The organism is Photorhabdus machadonis (genome assembly GCF_052657765.1).
Genome location: NZ_CP199761.1, coordinates 4,503,866 through 4,525,983 on the forward strand (window position 1 = coordinate 4,503,866; position 22,118 = coordinate 4,525,983).

General features: G+C 44.5%; 16 protein-coding genes, 3 tRNA genes and 3 rRNA genes. 9 read left to right on the forward strand and 13 right to left on the reverse strand.

The window, feature by feature from the left end; translation table 11 throughout:
* Positions 1-19: 19 nt before the first annotated feature.
* The 3 genes from ACUN2T_RS21740 to cysJ are packed head-to-tail and all read right to left on the reverse strand — an operon-like array spanning position 20 to position 4,283.
* The gene (locus ACUN2T_RS21740) at positions 20-754 is read right to left on the reverse strand and encodes a phosphoadenylyl-sulfate reductase (protein ID WP_445495001.1); all 735 of its coding nucleotides are present in this window, start codon (positions 752-754) and stop codon (positions 20-22) included.
* Positions 751-2,481: an assimilatory sulfite reductase (NADPH) hemoprotein subunit gene (gene cysI / locus ACUN2T_RS21745; protein WP_445495002.1), complete on the reverse strand. Its 1,731-nt coding sequence runs from the start codon at positions 2,479-2,481 to the stop codon at positions 751-753. The genes ACUN2T_RS21740 and cysI overlap by 4 nt, the downstream gene beginning before the upstream one ends.
* Positions 2,481-4,283: an NADPH-dependent assimilatory sulfite reductase flavoprotein subunit gene (gene cysJ / locus ACUN2T_RS21750; protein WP_445495003.1), complete on the reverse strand. Its 1,803-nt coding sequence runs from the start codon at positions 4,281-4,283 to the stop codon at positions 2,481-2,483. Before cysJ ends, cysI begins: the two co-directional genes overlap by 1 nt.
* Positions 4,284-4,550: 267 nt before the next feature.
* Here cysJ and queD point away from each other — a divergent pair, with 267 nt between their 5' ends.
* On the forward strand, positions 4,551-4,913 hold the full coding sequence (gene queD / locus ACUN2T_RS21755; RefSeq protein WP_445495004.1) for a 6-carboxytetrahydropterin synthase QueD: 363 nt from the start codon (positions 4,551-4,553) through the stop codon (positions 4,911-4,913).
* A gap of 41 nt (positions 4,914-4,954) precedes the next feature.
* On the opposite strand, the gene queE is transcribed toward queD, so the two are convergent.
* On the reverse strand, positions 4,955-5,626 hold the full coding sequence (queE, locus tag ACUN2T_RS21760) for a 7-carboxy-7-deazaguanine synthase QueE (protein WP_445495005.1): 672 nt from the start codon (positions 5,624-5,626) through the stop codon (positions 4,955-4,957).
* Between the two features lie 170 nt (positions 5,627-5,796).
* Here queE and ACUN2T_RS21765 point away from each other — a divergent pair, with 170 nt between their 5' ends.
* Positions 5,797-7,179: an amino acid permease gene (locus ACUN2T_RS21765; protein ID WP_445495006.1), complete on the forward strand. Its 1,383-nt coding sequence runs from the start codon at positions 5,797-5,799 to the stop codon at positions 7,177-7,179.
* Between the two features lie 283 nt (positions 7,180-7,462).
* On the opposite strand, the gene ACUN2T_RS21770 is transcribed toward ACUN2T_RS21765, so the two are convergent.
* The 8 genes from ACUN2T_RS21770 to gmhB form a co-directional block, all read right to left on the reverse strand.
* On the reverse strand, positions 7,463-8,245 hold the full coding sequence (locus ACUN2T_RS21770) for an endonuclease/exonuclease/phosphatase family protein (protein WP_445495007.1): 783 nt from the start codon (positions 8,243-8,245) through the stop codon (positions 7,463-7,465).
* Positions 8,246-8,382: 137 nt separating this feature from the next.
* Positions 8,383-8,459, reverse strand: a tRNA-Asp gene (locus ACUN2T_RS21775).
* Between the two features lie 198 nt (positions 8,460-8,657).
* A 5S ribosomal RNA gene (gene rrf / locus ACUN2T_RS21780) occupies positions 8,658-8,773 on the reverse strand.
* A gap of 121 nt (positions 8,774-8,894) precedes the next feature.
* A 23S ribosomal RNA gene (locus ACUN2T_RS21785) occupies positions 8,895-11,805 on the reverse strand.
* Between the two features lie 165 nt (positions 11,806-11,970).
* Positions 11,971-12,046: transfer RNA gene (locus tag ACUN2T_RS21790), tRNA-Ala, on the reverse strand.
* A gap of 103 nt (positions 12,047-12,149) precedes the next feature.
* A tRNA-Ile gene (locus ACUN2T_RS21795) sits at positions 12,150-12,226 on the reverse strand.
* A gap of 69 nt (positions 12,227-12,295) precedes the next feature.
* Positions 12,296-13,840, reverse strand: a 16S ribosomal RNA gene (locus ACUN2T_RS21800).
* The 16S, 23S and 5S rRNA genes sit together here with 3 tRNA genes alongside, the layout of an rRNA operon.
* Positions 13,841-14,217: 377 nt before the next feature.
* Positions 14,218-14,784 (reverse strand): D-glycero-beta-D-manno-heptose 1,7-bisphosphate 7-phosphatase, encoded by a 567-nt coding sequence (gene gmhB / locus ACUN2T_RS21805; RefSeq protein WP_445495008.1) that lies wholly within the window; start codon positions 14,782-14,784, stop codon positions 14,218-14,220.
* A gap of 194 nt (positions 14,785-14,978) precedes the next feature.
* Between gmhB and metN the strand changes: the two genes are divergently transcribed.
* From metN to proS, 6 genes are all read left to right on the forward strand, one after another.
* A complete protein-coding gene (gene metN / locus ACUN2T_RS21810) occupies positions 14,979-16,010 on the forward strand; it encodes a methionine ABC transporter ATP-binding protein MetN (RefSeq protein ID WP_445495009.1) in 1,032 nt (343 codons plus the stop codon).
* On the forward strand, positions 16,003-16,656 hold the full coding sequence (locus tag ACUN2T_RS21815) for a methionine ABC transporter permease MetI (RefSeq protein ID WP_445495010.1): 654 nt from the start codon (positions 16,003-16,005) through the stop codon (positions 16,654-16,656). The genes metN and ACUN2T_RS21815 overlap by 8 nt, the downstream gene beginning before the upstream one ends.
* A gap of 65 nt (positions 16,657-16,721) precedes the next feature.
* The gene (locus ACUN2T_RS21820; RefSeq protein WP_445495011.1) at positions 16,722-17,537 is read left to right on the forward strand and encodes a MetQ/NlpA family lipoprotein; all 816 of its coding nucleotides are present in this window, start codon (positions 16,722-16,724) and stop codon (positions 17,535-17,537) included.
* A gap of 194 nt (positions 17,538-17,731) precedes the next feature.
* The gene (rcsF, locus tag ACUN2T_RS21825; RefSeq protein ID WP_445495012.1) at positions 17,732-18,079 is read left to right on the forward strand and encodes an Rcs stress response system protein RcsF; all 348 of its coding nucleotides are present in this window, start codon (positions 17,732-17,734) and stop codon (positions 18,077-18,079) included.
* Positions 18,076-18,783: a tRNA (N6-threonylcarbamoyladenosine(37)-N6)-methyltransferase TrmO gene (gene tsaA / locus ACUN2T_RS21830; RefSeq protein WP_445495013.1), complete on the forward strand. Its 708-nt coding sequence runs from the start codon at positions 18,076-18,078 to the stop codon at positions 18,781-18,783. Before rcsF ends, tsaA begins: the two co-directional genes overlap by 4 nt.
* Before the next feature lie 126 nt (positions 18,784-18,909).
* Positions 18,910-20,628 (forward strand): proline--tRNA ligase, encoded by a 1,719-nt coding sequence (gene proS / locus ACUN2T_RS21835; protein ID WP_445495014.1) that lies wholly within the window; start codon positions 18,910-18,912, stop codon positions 20,626-20,628.
* A 120-nt stretch (positions 20,629-20,748) separates the two neighbouring features.
* Here proS and nlpE read toward each other — a convergent pair whose 3' ends face one another.
* Entirely contained in the window at positions 20,749-21,414 is a 666-nt protein-coding gene (nlpE, locus tag ACUN2T_RS21840; RefSeq protein WP_445495015.1) for an envelope stress response activation lipoprotein NlpE, read from the reverse strand.
* Positions 21,415-21,746: 332 nt separating this feature from the next.
* On the opposite strand from nlpE, the gene rof reads away from it, so the two are divergent.
* On the forward strand, positions 21,747-22,013 hold the full coding sequence (gene rof, locus ACUN2T_RS21845; RefSeq protein ID WP_445495016.1) for a Rho-binding antiterminator: 267 nt from the start codon (positions 21,747-21,749) through the stop codon (positions 22,011-22,013).
* The last annotated feature ends 105 nt before the right edge of the window (positions 22,014-22,118 follow it).

A 22,118-nucleotide genomic window follows, 5' to 3' on the forward strand; every position in this document is an offset into this window, starting at 1 on the left:
TCAGGAAATATCCGGTTTTTTAATTTTCATGTAACCCGCATTCTCGCTTTAAGCCAAAGAAACGGGTTTGTTCTTCACTCATGCCCGGTTCCCATTTTTGAGTTGTATGGATATCACCAACAGAGAGATAACCCTGTTCCCATAATGGATGATATTCCAACCCATGCTTTGTCAGATATTGATGCACACGTTTGTTATCCCAGTCAATAATCGGCAAGATCTTAAATACGCCACGCTGTACAGACAAAACCGGTAATTTTGATCGGCTTTCAGATTGCTGGCGGCGTAAACCAGCAAACCAGCTTTGCGCATTCAGATTTTTCAAAGCACGATTCATTGGTTCGACTTTATTAATTTGATTGTAGCGTTCAATTCCCTCTACACCGTGTTCCCACAATTTTCCATAACGAGCTTCTTGCCAGGCTGGAGAGTGTTCAGCACTGAATACTTGCAGATTCAGTTTCAGTTGCGTTGTTAATTTATCTATGAATTGATAAGTTTCAGGAAACAAATAGCCGGTATCAGTAAGAATGACAGGAATATCCGGGTATTCCTGTATCACTAAATGAAGGCATACCGCCGCCTGAATGCCAAAACTGGAAGAAAGAACAAACTCCCCCGGCAAATTCTCCAACGCCCAATTTACCCGCTGATGAGCATCCATAATTTCAAGTCGCTGATTAATTTCAGCCAGTGATGTCTCCTGCTGTTCTGCCGCTACCCCAACCAATTGTGATACGCTGAGTTGGCTCATACCGCCTCCTGCCAATCATAAAAATCACGGGCTGAATCCAGTACCGGCTTGATAATATCCATGCGGATCAGGAAATCACCGAACCCTTCATTTGGCCGTCGCCCTATCGCCCAGCGCCCGATAAGTTCATCCATGATGGATAAGATCGCTTTAGAACTGATATTTTCTTGATACATTCGAGGAATACGGGTGCCGATCCGGTTGCCGCCAAGATGGAGGTTATAGCGATCAAGCGCTTTACCCACCAACCCCACTTCCGCCAACATAGCTCTACCACAGCCATTCGGGCAACCCGTCACCCGCAAGACAATATGTTCATCACCAAGACCATGTTTATTCATCAGTTGTTCAACATGAGTGACAAACTCCGGTAAGAAACGTTCAGCTTCAGCCATTGCTAACGGGCAGGTAGGGAAAGAGACACAAGCCATTGAGTTTTCACGTTGAACTGTGGTTTTATCATCAATCAGCCCATGTTCTCGAGCGATAGTTTCAATTCGTTGTTTTTCACTTTCAGGAATACCAGCAATAATTAAGTTTTGGTTGGCTGTCAGGCGAAAATCCCCTTTGTGGATTTTTGCAATTTCGGCAATACCACTTTTCAGTGGCCTGCCCGGATAGTCCAAAAGGCGGCCATTCTCAATAAACAGCGTCAAATGCCATTTATCATCGATTCCTTTCAGCCAGCCAACTTGATCACCACGGCCAGTAAATTCATAAGGCCGGATTGCTTCAAATTTCACGCCCGCACGTTTTTCCACTTCCTCTTTAAAGGTATCAACGCCAACCCGCTCCAACGTATACTTGGTTTTAGCGTTTTTACGCTCGGTCCGGTTACCCCAGTCACGCTGAGTGGTCACCACAGATTCAGCAATCGCCAATGTGTGCTCAAGCGGAATATAACCAAATTCACTCGCCATACGTGGATACGTATTTTTATCACCGTGAGTCATTGCCAACCCCCCCCCCACCAGCACGTTAAAACCAACCAACTTGCCACCTTCTGCAATAGCAATAAAGTTCAGATCGTTGGCATGTAGATCAACATCATTCTGGGGAGGGATAACAACCGTGGTTTTAAATTTACGAGGCAAATAAGTAGCACCAAGAATCGGCTCTTCATCAGTAGTAGCGACTTTTTCTTTATCCAGCCAGAGTTCAGCATAAGCTCGGGTGCGTGGCAGCAAATGTTCTGAAATTTTCTTCGCCCATTCGTAGGCTTGCTGATGCAGCTCGGATTGAATAGGATTCGAGGTACAAAGCACATTTCGGTTAACGTCATTCGCCGTCGCAAGCGAATCCAGACCAACCTGATTCAGTAATTGATGTGCAGGTTTGACATCCCCTTTCAAAATGCCATGAAACTGAAATGTCTGACGGTTAGTCAACCGAATACTGCCATACAGAGTGTTCTCTTCAGCAAACTTATCAATACCCAACCATTGCTGCGGTGTAATAACACCGCCCGGAAGACGACAACGCAACATCATCGCATGGCGTGGTTCCAGTTTCTGCTCTGCCCGCTCAGCACGGATATCACGATCATCCTGCTGATACATGCCATGAAAGCGAATCAGCAGGAAATTATCCCCTGTAAAACCTCCCGTTAAGCCATTCGTTAAATCTTCACTAATTGTACCTCGCAGGAAGTTACTCGCCTGCTTCATACGCTCACTATCAGCCAGTTTACCTTCGACAATTAAAGGACCATGTTGTTTATCACTCATTAGTACACATCCCTCTGATAACGGCGCTCAAGGCGCAGTTCACTTAAGAATTCGTCTGCCTGATCGGTATCCATGGCACCATACTCAGAAATAATATCCAGCAACGCATGTTCCACATCTTTCGCCATGCGGTTTGCATCACCACATACATACAGATGTGCCCCTTCCTTGATCCAACGCCACACTTCTTCGCCCTGTTCACGCAATTTGTCCTGAATATAAACTTTATGCTGCTGATCACGGGACCATGCCAGATCAATACGAGTCAACAGGCCATCTTTGACATAACGCTGCCACTCCACTTGATAGAGAAAATCTTCCGTAAAATGTGGATTACCAAAGAACAGCCAATTTTTCCCCGCAGCACCATCGGCATCTCTTTGCTGCATAAATGCCCGGAATGGCGCAATTCCGGTTCCCGGCCCAATCATGATGACAGGTGTTTGCGGATCGGCAGGCAAGCGGAAATTGTCGTTATGCTCGATAAAAATACGAATATCGTCCTCTTCCTGTAAGCGATCTGCCAAATAGCCGGATGCACCACCTGTGCGGGCTCGACCATCAATTTCATACCGGACAACACCGACTGTAATATGAACTTCATTTTCTACTTCAGCCAGAGAGGAAGAAATTGAATAAAGCCTTGGCGTTAGAGGCCGCAATAAATCAATAAACTGTTGAGCTTCTGGCTGAGAAGCAGCCTCTCTTACCATATCGGCAATAGGTTTATTGTGAGCGTATTGCTGTAATGCCTGTTTATCGGCAATCAGAGACAGTAATTTTTCATTTTTTGCCAGCACCGCATATTTTTCTACAATCAAGCTAGTGTTTTGAGTTAGCTCAACATGGCTGATCAATACTTCCCTTAATGGTAATTTCTGACCATTAACTTCAACCTGTTCTGTTCCTTCCAACCAGAGTAGATTCAACAATTCATCCACCAGAGCCGGATCATTTTTAAACCAGACACCCAAAGCATCACCCGGTTGATAACGCAGACCTGAATCTCCCAGATCGATTTCAATATGGCGAACATCTTTATCAGAGCCACGACCCGTTATTTTCTGACGGGTCGCTAAGGCCGCTGTCAATGGTGCCTGCTTAGTATACGGAGTTGAAAAAATTTCATGTACCGATTCGCTCTGTACAGAAGTAATCGCCGTATTTGTCTGCACAGGAATACGCTGTTTCAAGATTTCAGTTAATCGCTTACGCCACTGAACCGCAGCCTCCTGATATTCCACATCACTATCAACACGATCCAGAAGCCGTTGAGCCCCCAATTCATTCAGACGATTATCAACATCTTTTCCTGCCTGACAGAATTTCTCATAAGAAGTATCGCCCAGACCAAAAACAGCAAACTCAGTATCACTCAGCTTCGGTGCCTTTTTAGAATAGAGATATTTATATAATGCAATCGCTTCTTCGGCTGGTTCTCCTTCACCTTGCGTAGAAGCGACAATGATGAGCATTTTCTCTTGAGCAATTTGTTTGAATTTATAATCACCGGCATTAAACAGATTAACATTGAGTTTCTCTGCCAACAGATCATCACGAAGCTGTTCAGCTAAACGACGGGCATTACCTGTTTGTGAAGCTGAAATTAATGTAATCGTCTCCTGTGTCGGAATCGCTGGAGACACGGACTGAACCTTTGGCTGTTGATTCATCATTCCCCAAAAATAACCAGACAGCCAGGCTAACTGATTCGGTGAAAAATCCCCAATTGCCGATTGCAAACGCGCTAGCTGTTCAGGCGAAACCGGCAGAAGTGAAATTGAAGGTGGTTTTATGCTCATTATCCTGTGCGGCCCTTTACGATTACCAATGTCTGTTATCTTTAGTAAAGAAAATAAATAGGGGGTGCTAGTAAGGTTATCTCAGCGACTTGCCACTATTTAAAGAAACTATCGCAATATCAAATAACCAAAACGCCTAACCATATTTACAGATTTAATATATCTATAAAACAGTTAATAAGAGCAATTGCAAAAAAAGGAAAAAACCGGGTTTAATTCAGAAGATCGGGTAGAATAGCGGGTTTTTTGAAGTCAGGGAGAACCACTATGAATACAACGATTTTTAAAGATTTTCAGTTTGAAGCCGCCCACCATCTGCCACATGTTCCAGAAGGCCATAAATGCGGACGCCTGCATGGGCACTCATTTATGGTTCGGCTGGAAATTACCGGGGAGGTCGATCCTCATAGTGGTTGGATTATGGACTTTGCTGATCTAAAAACTGTATTTAAACCCGTTTGGGAACAGCTAGATCACCACTACCTGAATGATATCCCTGGGCTGGAAAACCCAACCAGCGAAGTACTGGCATCCTGGATTTGGGCTAAAGTAAAGCCCTCAGTTCCACAACTCAGTGCCGTTATGGTGAAAGAGACCTGTAGCGCAGGATGTATTTTCCGCGGAAAATGAAACAAATTACTGCACCAGGAAACCTCCAGTGCAGTAGTCTCTCAGGCAATATTCAAATACTTATGTGTTTGCATAGAAAGCCGCCAATTGCGCGCAATACAAGTTTCAATACATAAACGGGTAGCGTCTTCTTTCTGACTAATCGGTTGCAATGCAATAATACGCGATGAGTTGTGATCCAATGTCGCTAATAACTCATCCAGTGCTTCAATGTCTCTTTCACGTGCAACTGGATGTTTTATTTCATTAGCTCTTTGCAAAGCTTGCTGCAATACCTGATAACCACCACGCATTTTAACTTTTGGCGAAACTGTCACCCAAGTGGCAGAAGAACATTTAACATGATACGTACCACTGGTTTCTATCTGGCATTGATAGCCAAGGCTTTCTAGCTCTTCAGTCAGAGGAGTAAGATCATAAAGGCAAGGCTCACCACCAGTAATAACAACATGACGCGCGGTATATCCCTGTCGAACAAACAGTGCTGCAATTTGCTTAGGTGATGCTTCACCCCATTCATCGCTTTCACTCGTCTTCAGTAAGATTGTCTCCAGCATTCGCTGCTTTTCCGTTTCTTTCTCCCAGGTGTGTTTAGTATCACACCAGCTACAACCGACTGGACACCCTTGCAGACGAATAAAAATTGCCGGGACTCCCGTAAAAAAACCTTCTCCCTGCAATGTCTGGAATATTTCGTTAATCGGGTAAAACATAAAAATCTCTGGTTTCATTAGATAGGAATGCATTATTACAGATATCTATCCCGCGGACATCAATCTTTATGGTAAGGTACAGGGTTTGCTTCGCTCGGCTAATATGGAGCTTGTCGGGGCATTGTGTGCTTAAAATATATCTAGCACTGAGAAAGTGACAGGAATAAATAATGCAGAATAATGAAACTCAGCTGAAACGGGGTCTAACCGGGCGGCATATCCGCTTTATGGCATTAGGTTCCGCAATAGGCACAGGGCTGTTCTATGGTTCCGCAGCTGCTATCCAGCAAGCTGGCCCAGCCGTATTACTCGCCTATTTAATCGGCGGGGCAGCCGTATTTATGGTGATGCGTGCATTAGGTGAAATGGCTGTTCACCACCCAGTAGTCGGTTCTTTTTCACACTATGCCAGCCATTACCTCGGCCCTTTGGCTGGATTTCTAACCGGATGGAATTATATATTCGAAATGCTAATTGTCTGCCTGGCTGACGTTACTGCATTCGGCTTTTATATGAAGCTCTGGTTTCCTCATGTGGAACAGTGGATCTGGGTTCTGAGTATTGTCTGCTTCATTGGCGCAATTAATCTTTGCCATGTGAAGATTTTTGGTGAAATGGAATTCTGGCTGTCTATTGTGAAAGTTACCGCAATTATTGCTATGATTATCGGCGGCATGGCTATCATGATATATGGATTCGGTCAAGAAACAGACCATGTAACCGGTATTTCCAGTCTCTGGGAATATGGCGGTTTTATGCCTAATGGCATCAGTGGTGTAATAGCTTCGCTTGCCATTGTGATGTTTGCTTTTGGTGGTATTGAAGTCATTGGTATCACGGCCAGCGAAGCTAAAAATCCTGAAAAAACTATTCCAAAAGCAATTAATGCGGTTCCTTTCCGTATTTTGCTGTTCTACGTATTGACTCTGTTTATTCTGATGTGTATCTATCCGTGGAATCAAATTGGTCAGGAAGGGAGTCCGTTCGTACAGATTTTTTCCAGCTTAGGTATCAATTCTGCGGCTAATATCCTTAACATTGTAGTTATTACTGCCGCAGTTTCTGCGATTAACAGCGATATTTTTGGTGCCGGCCGCATGATGTATGGCATGGCCCAAGAAGGACAAGCACCTAAATCATTCACCAAGTTGAGCAGTAATGGCGTACCGTGGATGACGGTGGTAGTCATGTCAGCCGTCCTGCTGATTGGCGTGGTTCTTAACTATCTGCTGCCGAATGAAATTTTCGTTATCATTGCTTCTATCGCAACATTTGCCACTGTGTGGGTATGGCTGATGATCCTACTTTCTCAGGTTGCTATGCGCCGCAAAATGAGTAAAGAAGAAATTAAAACACTAAAATTCCCTGTTCCTATGTGGCCAATAGCGCCAATATTAACAATTATTTTTATGGTATTTATTATTGTATTACTGGGCTATTTTGAGAAAACCCGTATTGCATTAATTGTGGGAGCTGCATGGATAGCCTTGTTGTCAATTACCTATTTCTTGAACATAAAGAAAAACATGTCCCAAACTCATCAAATTAAATAATTTATCCTAATAAATGCCAGAATAATCTGGCATTTATTTTCATTAATCTCAGCATGATATAACTAATATTTTAATATCATTTCTATTTGTTAGGAAGTGGGAATTATTTTATAAATTAGAATAATGATATATATTACTTCAACAAGAATAATTTTTTATTTCTGAAATATAAATCCACTTATAGATAACAAACAATTAATTGTATTTACTTTCAATAAATTAAATGAAAAAATAAAACAATGATCTTTCATAAAAAATAGACAAACATACTTTTAAAAAAATATTAATAAAAATTTGCAATAAGAGGATTATGATCAGAAGCATCCGTAGGCATAACTATAGCATTAGCTACATTTAACTCTCGATAAAAAATAAAATCTAAAGGTCTTCCAAATACAATTGTTCGACAGTCATCAGCAAAAGAGACTTCTTTAAGATGTAAATGTCCGGTAAAACGCTTAAGAGCATTTAACCGTTGCTTACTCCATGCATTAAAGTCACCCGCCATAATTACTGGGCCATTATGTAAACGAACATGAGCACCAATATTATTCAACTGACGGCTATACACATCCACACCAAAACTGAAATTTATCGCATGCACATTAATAACCATCAACTGGCGATTATCCTGTAAAGAATAAACAGTGATGAGAGCTGATTTAGATAAACGTAACAGAGGCTCTTTCTCTCTCAATGGGCAACAATAGATAGGGTGAGAAGTTGCTAGCGTCATTACACCAGAGGGATGTTGAGGCAATAAAAATGCGGGAACTTGATCAGCTGTCAGATAATTTGAAGTAACAAATTCAACTAAATCAGGGGTTGTCTGCGCTTCTTGCAATAAAATTAACTGGCTTTCATTAGTCAGCTCCTTCAAAACCTTTCGCCATGAAGGACGCTGCTGTTTATAGATATTCCATACAACAACCTTAAGCTCATTTGTATCAGTAATCAAAGGGATACCTACAGGTAATGACCTTCCAAGCTGATGGGTTGACATCGGAAAGACACGTTCAACAGGTTGCCCAGCAACATATCTTATTGCATAGGTTTTCTTTACCACGTGAAAAACCTCTTCAATGCAGAAAGTAATATTAAAAGCATCTGATTTTATCAAATATAATGAGGGAATTATTGATTTTAATATTTATAAACAGAAAAAACCCTGAGATTTCTCTCAGGGTTTCTCTAGAAATTAAGTGGCGGTGCGGACGGGGCTCGAACCCGCGACCCCCGGCGTGACAGGCCGGTATTCTAACCAACTGAACTACCGCACCACCGAATTTCTTGTCTTCTATGTCATTATCACAACATAAAATTTCAATGCCTATCAGGGCAGCCTGCGAACGGCTCTTCTGCCATTCGCCCCTCGGAACGCCGCTTTACACGACGTTTAAAATCACTCTCAGCGATTTGGTCCGACTGTCTACCCACTACACTCCGTGTCATTCTTCATCACACAAAGCTAAATTAAAGCCTGGCAGTTCCCTACTCTCACATGGGGAGACCCCACACTACCATCGGCGCTACGGCGTTTCACTGCTGAGTTCGGCATGGGGTCAGGTGGGACCACCGCGCTATCGCCGCCAGGCAAATTCATTCCATTCCAACCGTGATACCCGCCTTTAACAGCTCGCACCACCATCAGAACCAATCCGGTCAACAAGCTAAAATTCTTTTCGTCTCTCTCACCAAAACACCTTCGGTGTTGTAAGGTTAAGCCGCTCGGTTCATTAGTACTGGTCAGCTCAATGCATCGCTGCACTTACACACCCAGCCTATCCACGTCTTCGTCTCAAACGTTCCTTCCGTGACCTTAAAGTCAAGGGAAGACTCATCTCAAGGCAAGTTTCCCGCTTAGATGCTTTCAGCGGTTATCTCTGCCGCACTTAGCTACCGGGCTATGCCATTGGCATGACAACCCGTACACCAGCGGTGCGTCCACTCCGGTCCTCTCGTACTAGGAGCAGCCCCTTTCAATCTTCCAACGCCCACGGCAGATAGGGACCGAACTGTCTCACGACGTTCTAAACCCAGCTCGCGTACCACTTTAAATGGCGAACAGCCATACCCTTGGGACCGACTTCAGCCCCAGGATGTGATGAGCCGACATCGAGGTGCCAAACACCGCCGTCGATATGAACTCTTGGGCGGTATCAGCCTGTTATCCCCGGAGTACCTTTTATCCGTTGAGCGATGGCCCTTCCATTCAGAACCACCGGATCACTAAGACCTACTTTCGTACCTGCTCGAGCTGTCACTCTCGCAGTCAAGCTGGCTTATGCCTTTGCACTAACCTCACGATGTCCGACCGTGATTAGCCAACCTTCGTGCTCCTCCGTTACGCTTTGGGAGGAGACCGCCCCAGTCAAACTACCCACCAGACACTGTCCCCGTTCCGGATCACGGAACTGGGTGAGAACATCGAACATTCAAGGGTGGTATTTCAAGGATGGCTCCATGCAGACTGGCGTCCACACTTCCTGGCCTCCCACCTATCCTACACATCAAGGCTCCATGTTCAGTGTCAAGCTATAGTAAAGGTTCACGGGGTCTTTCCGTCTTGCCGCGGGTACACTGCATCTTCACAGCGAGTTCAATTTCACTGAGTCTCGGGTGGAGACAGCCTGGCCATCATTACGCCATTCGTGCAGGTCGGAACTTACCCGACAAGGAATTTCGCTACCTTAGGACCGTTATAGTTACGGCCGCCGTTTACTGGGGCTTCTATCAAGAGCGTCGCGCTTACGCGCTAACCCCATCAATTAACCTTCCAGCACCGGGCAGGCGTCACACCGTATACGTCCACTTTCGTGTTTGCACAGTGCTGTGTTTTTAATAAACAGTTGCAGCCAGCTGGTCTCTGCGACTGGCTTCGGCTCCGGATGTTTCTTCCTTCACCTGCTGCCAGCGTGCCTTCTCCCGAAGTTACGGCACCATTTTGCCTAGTTCCTTCACCCGAGTTCTCTCAAGCGCCTGAGTATTCTCTACCTGACCACCTGTGTCGGTTTGGGGTACGATTCAATGTCACCTGATGCTTAGAGGCTTTTCCTGGAAGCCGGGCATCAACCACTTCACCGCCGTAGCGGTTCGTCATCACGCCTCAGTGTTACAGCAGAACGGATTTGCCTGTCCTGCCCACCTGCACGCTTAAACCGGGACAACCGTCGCCCGGATGGCCTAGCCTTCTCCGTCCCCCCTTCGCAGTCACATTCAGTACAGGAATATTAACCTGTTTCCCATCGACTACGCTTTTCAGCCTCGCCTTAGGGGTCGACTCACCCTGCCCCGATTAACGTTGGACAGGAACCCTTGGTCTTCCGGCGAGCGGGTTTTTCACCCGCTTTATCGTTACTTATGTCAGCATTCGCACTTCTGATACCTCCAGCGCGCTTCACAGCACACCTTCGACGGCTTACAGAACGCTCCCCTACCCAACGACACCTTAGTGTCGCTGCCGCAGCTTCGGTGCATGGTTTAGCCCCGTTACATCTTCCGCGCAGGCCGACTCGACCAGTGAGCTATTACGCTTTCTTTAAATGATGGCTGCTTCTAAGCCAACATCCTGGCTGTCTGAGCCTTCCCACCTCGTTTCCCACTTAACCATGACTTTGGGACCTTAGCTGGCGGTCTGGGTTGTTTCCCTCTTCACGACGGACGTTAGCACCCGCCGTGTGTCTCCCGTGATACCATTCTTCGGTATTCGCAGTTTGCATCGGGTTGGTAAGCCGGGATGGCCCCCTAGCCGAAACAGTGCTCTACCCCCGAAGATGAATTCACGAGGCGCTACCTAAATAGCTTTCGGGGAGAACCAGCTATCTCCCGGTTTGATTGGCCTTTCACCCCCAGCCACAAGTCATCCGCTAATTTTTCAACATTAGTCGGTTCGGTCCTCCAGTTAGTGTTACCCAACCTTCAACCTGCCCATGGCTAGATCACCGGGTTTCGGGTCTATACCCTGCAACTCATGCGCCCAGTTAAGACTCGGTTTCCCTGCGGCTCCCCTAAACGGTTAACCTTGCTACAGAATATAAGTCGCTGACCCATTATACAAAAGGTACGCAGTCACCCCCATAAATGAAGGCTCCCACTGCTTGTACGTACACGGTTTCAGGTTCTGTTTCACTCCCCTCGCCGGGGTTCTTTTCGCCTTTCCCTCACGGTACTGGTTCACTATCGGTCAGTCAGGAGTATTTAGCCTTGGAGGATGGTCCCCCCATATTCAGACAGGATACCACGTGTCCCGCCCTACTCGTTGAGCTCACAGTGAAGAGGGTTTAGTGTACGGGACTTTCACCCTTTACTGTGCGACTTTCCAGACGCTTCCACTCACCCCTTCACTGATGCAGACTCTGGGCTGCTCCCCGTTCGCTCGCCGCTACTGGGGGAATCTCGGTTGATTTCTTTTCCTCGGGGTACTGAGATGTTTCAGTTCCCCCGGTTCGCCTCGCTTGACTATGAATTCATCAAGCGATAGTGCAACGGATTGCACTGGGTTTCCCCATTCGGACATCGCCGGTTATTACGCTTCATATCAGCTTACCGACGCTTTTCGCAGATTAGCACGTCCTTCATCGCCTCTGACTGCCTAGGCATCCACCGTGTACGCTTAGTCGCTTAACCTCACAACCCGAAACTGTCTCGGCTTGCGGATTGTTGAGAGACTCATCAATAACCCCTCGGGGAGGTTATTGACTGTATTCAATTTTCAGCTTGTTCCAGATTGTTAAAGAGCAAAATAATTCACAGCATACTGTCGCCAATATACTCTGAACTATTATTTTAGTATGGTGGAGCTAAGCGGGATCGAACCGCTGACCTCCTGCGTGCAAGGCAGGCGCTCTCCCAGCTGAGCTATAGCCCCATACAAATTCGTTATCGCCGGTTTACCCTCACCAACTCACTTAACCGCCGGACAGTTCAACGCCAGCCACGCCGCGTTCGAAAAATACCAGGACAAGTCAATTTGGTAGGCCTGAGTGGACTTGAACCACCGACCTCACCCTTATCAGGGGTGCGCTCTAACCACCTGAGCTACAAGCCTGTTACGATAATTTACTCTGTTCTTTCATCAGACAATCTGTGTGAGCACTGCACTCAACTGCATCTCAGGTAAGGAGGTGATCCAACCGCAGGTTCCCCTACGGTTACCTTGTTACGACTTCACCCCAGTCATGAATCACAAAGTGGTCAGCGCCCTCCCTTAGGTTAAGCTACCGACTTCTTTTGCAACCCACTCCCATGGTGTGACGGGCGGTGTGTACAAGGCCCGGGAACGTATTCACCGTAGCATTCTGATCTACGATTACTAGCGATTCCGACTTCATGGAGTCGAGTTGCAGACTCCAATCCGGACTACGACAGACTTTATGTGTTCCGCTCACTCTCGCAAGCTCGCTTCACTTTGTATCCGCCATTGTAGCACGTGTGTAGCCCTACTCGTAAGGGCCATGATGACTTGACGTCATCCCCACCTTCCTCCGGTTTATCACCGGCAGTCTCCTTTGAGTTCCCGCCATCACGCGCTGGCAACAAAGGATAAGGGTTGCGCTCGTTGCGGGACTTAACCCAACATTTCACAACACGAGCTGACGACAGCCATGCAGCACCTGTCTCTCAGTTCCCTAAGGCACTTCGCTGTCTCCAGCAAATTCTGAGGATGTCAAGAGTAGGTAAGGTTCTTCGCGTTGCATCGAATTAAACCACATGCTCCACCGCTTGTGCGGGCCCCCGTCAATTCATTTGAGTTTTAACCTTGCGGCCGTACTCCCCAGGCGGTCGATTTAACGCGTTAGCTCCGGAAGCCACTCCTCTAGGGAACAACCTCCAAATCGACATCGTTTACAGCGTGGACTACCAGGGTATCTAATCCTGTTTGCTCCCCACGCTTTCGCACCTGAGCGTCAGTCTTCGTCCAGGGGGCCGCCTTCGCCACCGGTATTCCTCCACATCTCTACGCATTTCACCGCTACACATGGAATTCTACCCCCCTCTACGAGACTCCAGTCAACCAGTCTTAGATGCCGTTCCCAGGTTAAGCCCGGGGATTTCACATCTAACTTAATTGACCGCCTGCGTGCGCTTTACGCCCAGTCATTCCGATTAACGCTTGCACCCTCCGTATTACCGCGGCTGCTGGCACGGAGTTAGCCGGTGCTTCTTCTGCGGGTAACGTCAAAATACAACCCTGTTCAGGTTATACCCTTCCTCCCCGCTGAAAGTACTTTACAACCCGAAGGCCTTCTTCATACACGCGGCATGGCTGCATCAGGCTTGCGCCCATTGTGCAATATTCCCCACTGCTGCCTCCCGTAGGAGTCTGGGCCGTGTCTCAGTCCCAGTGTGGCTGGTCATCCTCTCAGACCAGCTAGGGATCGTCGCCTCGGTAGGCCATTACCCTACCGACTAGCTAATCCCATCTGGGTTCATCCGTGGGCGTGAGGCCTTTTCAGGTCCCCCACTTTGGTCTCGCGACATTATGCGGTATTAGCCACCGTTTCCAGTGGTTATCCCCCGCCCTCGGGCAGATCCCCAGACATTACTCACCCGTCCGCCGCTCGTCAGCGAAAGTGCACGCACTTTCCTGTTACCGCTCGACTTGCATGTGTTAGGCCTGCCGCCAGCGTTCAATCTGAGCCATGATCAAACTCTTCTATTAAAAGCTTGATGCTCAAAGAAACTGACTGTTCATTCGTAATGAATTCACTGTTGTTCACTCTTCAAGACTTTAAAACGTATTTTTTTGTGATACGGTCTTGTGAGTGCCCACACAGATTGTCTGATTAATTGTTAAAGAGCAGGCTGAAATAAAAATTGATATTCTCGTTCAGCCGGGCTGCGTATATTACGCTTTTCGCCCGCAGAGTCAAGCGCTTATTCACTTTACTCTGCCTGGCCTCACACGTTTTGTCAGCGTTGTGTCGGTCAGTGGTGGCGCATTATAGGGAGTTCTTCGGCGCTGGCAAGCGTTTATTTTAAAAAAACTTTTGATCGCGCATTTTTTCAACAAGCAGGTGATATAAAGAACAAAAAAGCCTAATTTCTAATGCTTCTAATCGCTTTAGGCAAGTCTGCAAGGCTATTTATTATCAAATCAGCCGTTTGCTCTGCTTCATTTGTAATTGGTTTACCTGTACGAACTAATACCTTAGTACCAACTTTCGCCGTCACCGCCGCTTGCATATCTTCCAATTTGTCACCAACCATATAAGAAGCAGCCATATCAATGCCAAGCTCCTTTTGTGCATCCAGCAGCATTCCTGGTTGTGGTTTACGACAATCACAACTCTTCTTATATTGTTCTTCCGTCGCATCTGGATGATGGGGACAATAATAAATGCCATCCAAATCTACGCCGCGATCTGCCAGTGACCAATCCATCCATTCTGTCAGTTGCAAGAGTTGTTCTTCATTAAAAATGCCACGGGCAATACCTGACTGGTTTGTGACTAACACCAGTGCATACCCCATTTTTTTCAATTCAATCATGGTTTCAATGGCACCATCAATAAATTGAAAATCATCTATTTCGTGTACATAACCATGATCGATATTTATTGTTCCGTCACGATCTAAAAATACGGCAGGAATACCTTGTGTCACCCGATTGCTCCAAGCAATGTAAGAAGTTCTCAGTATCGCATGATTTAGCCATGAATGAGAATGCAGCAATTAATTTATTCCCAGTTGACTTGGACGTCTAGACACCTTAACATCCAATTTAACTCGTGGTTTGTTTTCTCAAAATGTTCAAACTATCAATTTTCGAATTTTTATAAGAATAAATAAGAATAAAAATGATAAAACTTTTTCATATCAATAAAATATTCCAGCAGGGTGCCCGATCTATCAACGCACTTTCAGATATCAGTTTGCATGTTCCGCAAGGGCAAATTTACGGTGTCATCGGTTCATCCGGTGCAGGCAAAAGTACGTTGATTCGCTGTGTAAATATGCTTGAGCGCCCAACTTCCGGGCAAATACTGGTTGATGGTCAGGATCTGACTATCCTATCTGATAGTGATTTAACCCATGCGCGTCGCCGTATTGGCATGATTTTCCAACACTTTAATTTGCTGTCTTCAAGAACAGTTTTTGGCAACATAGCCTTACCTTTAGAATTAGATAATGTTCCAAAGGCAGAAATAAAAAAACGGGTAGACGAGTTATTAGAACTTGTTGGCCTTGCAGATAAACATGATGCTTATCCAGCAAATCTCTCTGGTGGACAGAAACAACGTGTTGCTATTGCCCGTGCTTTAGCTAATTCACCTAAAGTACTTTTATGTGATGAAGCAACCAGTGCTCTGGATCCAGCAACAACCCGGTCTATTCTGGAATTATTGAAAGATATTAATCGCCGTCTGGGTCTAACTATTCTGTTAATTACACATGAAATGGATGTGGTCAAACGTATCTGTGACCAAGTCGCAGTTATCAGCGGTGGGCAACTGATTGAACAGGATATTGTCAGTGAAGTGTTTTCTCATCCCAAAACACCTATCGCTCAGGCATTTATCCAGTCAACTTTGCATTTGGATATCCCTGTAGATTATGTGCAAAAAATGCAAAGCACCCCGGCCCCAGATCTTAGCCCATTATTGAAACTGGAGTTCACCGGTCAGTCTGTAGACGCACCTCTGATTTCGATGGCAGTACGTCGTTTTAATATTGATATGAATATATTAAGTTCCCAAATCGACTATGCCGGTGGAGTAAAATTTGGTGTGATGTTAGCGGAATTATACGGTGAAAATGGCGGCGTTGAATCAACAATTAAATTTTTACAAGACCATCATGTGAAAGTAGAGGTTCTCGGTTATGTCTGAAGGAATGATCTTATTATTGGCTAAAGGCGTCTGGGAAACTCTGGTAATGACTTTTGTTTCTGGTTTCTTTGGCTTTATTATTGGGCTACCAATAGGTGTATTGTTATATGTCACCCGCCCTGGTCAGATTATGGAAAACAGTAAGCTCTATCGTTTTCTTTCAGCGATAGTGAATATTTTCCGTTCTATCCCATTTATTATCTTACTGGTATGGATGATTCCTTTTACCAGATTAATTGTTGGAACATCTATCGGTTTACAAGCCGCCATTGTTCCATTAACCATAGGGGCTGCACCATTTATTGCTCGTATGGTGGAAAATGCTTTACTGGAAATTCCATCAGGATTAATTGAAGCAGCTCGCGCAATGGGAGCGACTCCATTCCAAATTGTGAAGAAAATTCTATTACCTGAAGCGTTACCGGGTTTGCTCAATGCAGCCACAATTACCCTGATTACGTTAGTAGGTTATTCCGCAATGGGAGGTGCTGTAGGTGCGGGCGGATTAGGCCAGATTGGCTACCAATATGGTTATATCGGCTATAATGCAACAGTAATGAATACCGTATTAGTGTTACTGGTTATTTTAGTTTACTTAATCCAATTAAGTGGTGACCGTTTAGTTAAAGCCACAACACACAAATAATAAAATTATTTTAATAGCAGCACTGTTATCGGTGCTAATAAATCAGTATTCAATAGGGGTAAAGTATGTCTGTTAAATTAAGAACCATCGCAACTATCAGCGCTCTTTTAGGTTCATTAATTCTGGCTGGTTGCGGGCAGGAAAAACAAGATCCAAACCATATTAAAGTAGGCGTTATCGTTGGTGCAGAACAGGAAGTTGCTGAAATTGCAAAAAAAGTAGCTAAAGATAAATACGGTCTTGATGTAGAACTGGTCACTTTTAATGATTTTGTATTGCCAAACGAGGCTCTGAGTAAAGGTGATATTGATCTGAATGCATACCAGCACAAACCTTATATGGATCAACAAATCAAAGATCGCGGTTACAAACTGGCCACTGTTGGCAACTCTTTTATTTATCCAATTGCTGGTTATTCCAAGAAAATTAAATCACTGGATGAATTACAAGATGGTTCACAAATTGCGCTACCAAACGATCCAACGAACTTAGGCCGTTCTTTATTACTGCTACAGAAACAAGGTTTAATCAAACTGAAAGATAACATAGGTTTATTACCAACAATTCTGGATATTGCTGAAAATCCTAAAAATCTAAAATTGGTTGAGCTAGAAGCACCACAATTGCCACGTTCGTTAGACGATCAAAAAATTGCTCTAGCAATCATTAATACAACATATGCCAGCCAGATTGGCCTAACTCCAGCAAAAGACGGTTTATTTGTTGAAAATAAAGATTCTCCATATGTAAATCTGCTGGTTAGCCGTGAAGATAATAAGGATGCGGAAAATGTTAAAAAATTCGTTAAAGCGTATCAATCCGACGAAGTTGACGAAGCCGCCAATAAAATTTTTAATGGTGGTGCAGTGAAAGGCTGGTAATCTTTCATATTACACTCATTGATACTAGAATAATCAGGCGGACAGATTGTCCGCCTGATTTGTTATGGCATCATGTTTTCGATATTTTTTTGTTAACCTGATTATTCGCTTAACTCTCACAGTAAAAATTCAAGGATCTATTAATGCGCGGGCTATTTATCTCTTTATTAGCATTGTTCATAACAGGATGCTCAATGCAACAAACAACATTTCCTGATTCTTCCCAGTTATCAGATATGAGGCTCAAAAATCCATTAACTGGAGAAAGAAAGCATTCCTCTCTATCCGTAAAGTTATATACCAAGAGTGAGGAGCTGTTAGGCGTTCCATTTAAAGATTTAGGGATTGTTTCTGGTCAATCATGCCGTGGTTCTTTACAGGATCCACCAGCTAATCTCACCGTGGCACGTAACCAAATGATAACTAAGGCTGCTTATTTAGATGCCGATGCAGTTTTATTACATAGGTGCGAAATATTATCAGGCCAAGGATGCTACCAAATAGCAATATGTGAAGGTTCAGCCCTGCTTATTACTCAATGACAGACTTTCATTTCACACAAATAGGGGTTATCCACTCCCCTTATAAAGAAAAATTTTCTGTTCCCCGCCAACCAGGCCTTATTGAAGATGGTGGTGGGCAATTGATACTTCTTCCGCCTTACAATCAGCCAGATGCAGTTCGTGGTTTGGAACAATTTAGTCATCTGTGGGTTATTTTTATTTTCCATCAAACAATGAATGGCGGCTGGAAGCCAATGGTGCGTCCTCCCCGTTTAGGCGGCAATGCAAAAATGGGCGTATTCGCAACCCGTTCAACTTTCAGACCAAATCCAATTGGTATGTCTCTGATTGAACTTAAAGGAATTGAATACAGAAAAGGTAGTGTTACTCTGGAATTGGGCAGCCTGGATTTAGTTGATGGCACACCGGTTATTGATATCAAGCCTTATCTGCCTTTCGCTGAATGTCAGCCACACGCGGTGGCAGGCTTTGCTCAAGAAACACCTTCTGCCAGTATGGAAGTAATATTTTCACCTGCCGCCGAACAACAGCTCATCTCAGTTCAAAATACTTACCCAGATTTACGCCGTTTTATCAGTCAGGTCTTGGCTCAAGACCCTCGCCCAGCTTACCGGAGAGGAGAACAGGAAAATCGAGAATATGCCGTTCATTTACTGAATTTTAATGTACGCTGGAGAATCTGTGGCACACTGACTGAAGTGTTTTCCATTGAACCCCTTTAAAAATCAGTATATGCCCTTTTGGCATTTTAAACTCGCTGGTAGACTAAAGACTTATTTTCGTTTTTTTATTAGCTGGCAAATTTCTGCCAGTCAGACGCAATTTGCTGCTCTAATGGAACCCTAACAATGCGCACTAGCCAATATCTGCTCTCTACATTAAAAGAGACTCCTGCCGATGCAGAGGTTGTCAGTCATAAACTGATGCTTCGTGCGGGCATGATCCGTAAGCTCGCTTCAGGTCTGTATAATTGGATGCCTACAGGTGTCCGCGTACTAAAAAAAGTTGAGAAAATTGTTCGTGAAGAGATGAACAATGCCGGAGCAATTGAAATATCTATGCCCGTCGTACAGCCGGCAGATTTATGGCAGGAAAGTGGTCGCTGGGAACAGTACGGCCCAGAATTACTGCGTTTTGCTGACCGGGGGGATCGCCCTTTTGTGCTGGGTCCAACTCATGAGGAAGTCGTTACTGATCTGATCCGCAATGAAGTCAGCTCATACAAACAGTTACCGCTGACTTTATTCCAGATCCAGACTAAATTCCGGGACGAAGTTCGCCCTCGCTTTGGTATAATGCGTTCCCGGGAATTCTTAATGAAAGATGCTTACTCTTTCCATGCTACCCAAGAATCACTACAAGAAACTTACGACAATATGTACGAAGCCTACAGCAAAATCTTTACCCGTATTGGTTTGGATTTCCGTGCTGTTCTGGCAGACACCGGTTCTATCGGCGGTAGTGCTTCCCATGAATTTCAGGTTCTGGCGGCCAGTGGAGAAGATGATATCGTTTTCTCAACTGAATCCAATTACGCAGCTAATATTGAATTGGCCGAAGCTGTCGCTCCTGCTTATGATCGTGCAACACCAACAGAAGAGATGCATCTGGTAAACACCCCAAATGCAAAAACAATTGCTGAACTAGTTGAACAATTCAATCTACCAGTTGAAAAAACGGTTAAGACTCTGATGGTTCATGCAGCAGAAAATACAGGCCATAAATTGATCGCCTTACTGGTCCGCGGCGACCATGAACTTAATGAAATTAAAGCAGAGAAATTATCTTTGGTTGCCAGCCCTCTGACTTTTGCTACCGAAGAAGAGATTCGTGCAATTGTAGGTGCTGGTCCAGGCTCACTGGGACCTGTCAATCTGCCAATACCTGTTATTATTGACCGCAGTGTGGCGGTAATGAATGACTTTGGCGCAGGTGCCAATATTGATGACAAACACTATTTCGGGATCAACTGGGAACGTGATTTACCAATACCAACAGTCGCTGATATCCGTAATGTTGTTGAAGGTGATACCAGCCCGGATGGTAAAGGAACATTGCTCATCAAACGCGGCATTGAAGTTGGCCATATCTTCCAACTTGGCACCAAGTATTCTGATGCAATGAAAGCAACCGTTCAAGGCGAAGACGGCCACAATCAGACCGTCACTATGGGTTGTTATGGTATTGGCGTTACCCGTATTGTCGCCGCAGCGATTGAACAAAATCACGATGACCGCGGTATCATCTGGCCTGATGCAATTGCACCATTCCAGGTCGCTATTCTGCCAATGAATATGCATAAGTCATATCGTGTTAAGGAAGTTGCAGAGAAACTGTATGCCGATCTGCGCGCCAACGGCATTGATGTCATTTTCGATGATCGTAAAGAGCGCCCAGGCGTAATGTTTGCCGATATGGAGCTTATTGGTGTACCACACACTATCGTTATCGGTGACCGTAATCTTGATAACAGCGAAGTAGAATATAAATATCGTCGCAGTGATGAAAAACAGATATTGAAGCTAAACAATGTTGCTGATTATCTGAAGCAACAACTTGGTTGTTAATTAGAGTTATTACAATAACTCATTGAGCAGTATGGTGATAATGGTCAGACCATAAAGACGCAGTAAGTGAACTCGTTTTACTCTTCTGGCCCATTATCACCATTCATATTGAAGCTAGAATTATTTCTTCATATTACAAGATTTCGATTTATCGAAATGAATTTTACCTGTCTGAACCAAGGCAGAATTAAATTGCCCATCCTCCATTGAAGGACTCACGCTATAATAGCCTTCAACTTCAACATAAACCGGTGTTCCACCTTCTACGCCAACTTGATGATAGGCTTGCTCCAAATCCAAACTTTCCGGCACGTCATAATGCTTACCTGTACTACAATCGGTGAATGAAGCAGCATCAGCTATGTAACTGTATTCACCCATCAGTTTTTCTGGTTTTACCCGTTTCAGCTCATAGTTGAATGACGATTCAATTGTGTTGCCTTCCATATCCAGCATTACCAGGTTTCCATCTTTCGGCAGATAGTAATGTTTCTGGTCATCTGATTTTGCCAGACGGATTTTTTCTCCATCTTTCGCCCATTGACCGGATTCAAAGAATGACTGATCACCATCACGAGAACCAAGATAAGTTTGTTCCAGAATATAAGTACCATCATCATCCAATAACAGTGTGGTATCAATACCAGAACAATCAGCACAAGGAAGAACACCATGAAATGTCTGATCCACTGGCTGTGAACTCGTTTGCTGTACCAAGTTACCTTTACATCCCACCAAAGCAGATACGCCCACAGCAACTAACGCTGTTAAAAGTTTTTTATTCACATTTATCTCCAAACAGTATAATGAGCTCTGTGACTCATCTTAATTAGTAACACAAAGAACATAAAATCCTTGCAGCTTAATATCGCAAATACCGTCCTTTTTAAGGATGTTCCCCAATAGTAGCGAAATGATATGAGCCGATTTTAATACTTTTGTCAGGAACTTGCTGTGAAATAAGACTTTTATTTATTTACCGTTCAGAAGAAACAACCAAAGTTATTCATTAATCACGATTGATTTCCTGTGCTATAGTCATTAATAGTGCTTTTGAGTTACAATTTTTAACAACCACAGGCGGCAATAACCGCCACTAACCATAGTGGTGAGCAAATATGTCTATAAATACTGAATATCAACCAATTAACTGTGACGACTATGACAACCTTGAGTTGGCTTGCCAACATCAGCTCCATCTACACATAAAATTACGAGGTGGTGAAGTTATTGAAGGGAAAGCCTGTGATTTGATTTTAAGAAAGAAAGTTGAATACCTGATAATCGAAGCAACAGATAATCCCCAAGAACTGCGGTTGGATCATATCGCCAGTTTCAGTCACCCTGAAATTGGTACTGTTATTGTTGAACATTCCGAATCCTGATAAGAAAATCAAAAACACCCGCATAGCGGGTGGTTCAGACCGCTGACAAACCTCGTTATTTTTAACGAGGTTTGTTCCTTTCATTATGAATCATTTTTCCTCATT

Excerpts from the sequence above, each read along its gene's own strand:
- ACUN2T_RS21740 (WP_445495001.1), bottom strand. The coding sequence starts at position 754 with ATGAGCCAACTCAGCGTATCACAATTGGTTGGGGTAGCGGCAGAACAG.
- cysI (WP_445495002.1), bottom strand. The coding sequence starts at position 2,481 with ATGAGTGATAAACAACATGGTCCTTTAATTGTCGAAGGTAAACTGGCT.
- cysJ (WP_445495003.1), bottom strand. The coding sequence starts at position 4,283 with ATGAGCATAAAACCACCTTCAATTTCACTTCTGCCGGTTTCGCCTGAA.
- queD (WP_445495004.1), top strand. The coding sequence starts at position 4,551 with ATGAATACAACGATTTTTAAAGATTTTCAGTTTGAAGCCGCCCACCAT.
- queE (WP_445495005.1), bottom strand. The coding sequence starts at position 5,626 with ATGTTTTACCCGATTAACGAAATATTCCAGACATTGCAGGGAGAAGGT.
- ACUN2T_RS21765 (WP_445495006.1), top strand. The coding sequence starts at position 5,797 with ATGCAGAATAATGAAACTCAGCTGAAACGGGGTCTAACCGGGCGGCAT.
- metN (WP_445495009.1), top strand. The coding sequence starts at position 14,979 with ATGATAAAACTTTTTCATATCAATAAAATATTCCAGCAGGGTGCCCGA.
- ACUN2T_RS21815 (WP_445495010.1), top strand. The coding sequence starts at position 16,003 with ATGTCTGAAGGAATGATCTTATTATTGGCTAAAGGCGTCTGGGAAACT.
- ACUN2T_RS21820 (WP_445495011.1), top strand. The coding sequence starts at position 16,722 with ATGTCTGTTAAATTAAGAACCATCGCAACTATCAGCGCTCTTTTAGGT.
- rcsF (WP_445495012.1), top strand. The coding sequence starts at position 17,732 with ATGCAACAAACAACATTTCCTGATTCTTCCCAGTTATCAGATATGAGG.
- tsaA (WP_445495013.1), top strand. The coding sequence starts at position 18,076 with ATGACAGACTTTCATTTCACACAAATAGGGGTTATCCACTCCCCTTAT.
- proS (WP_445495014.1), top strand. The coding sequence starts at position 18,910 with ATGCGCACTAGCCAATATCTGCTCTCTACATTAAAAGAGACTCCTGCC.
- rof (WP_445495016.1), top strand. The coding sequence starts at position 21,747 with ATGTCTATAAATACTGAATATCAACCAATTAACTGTGACGACTATGAC.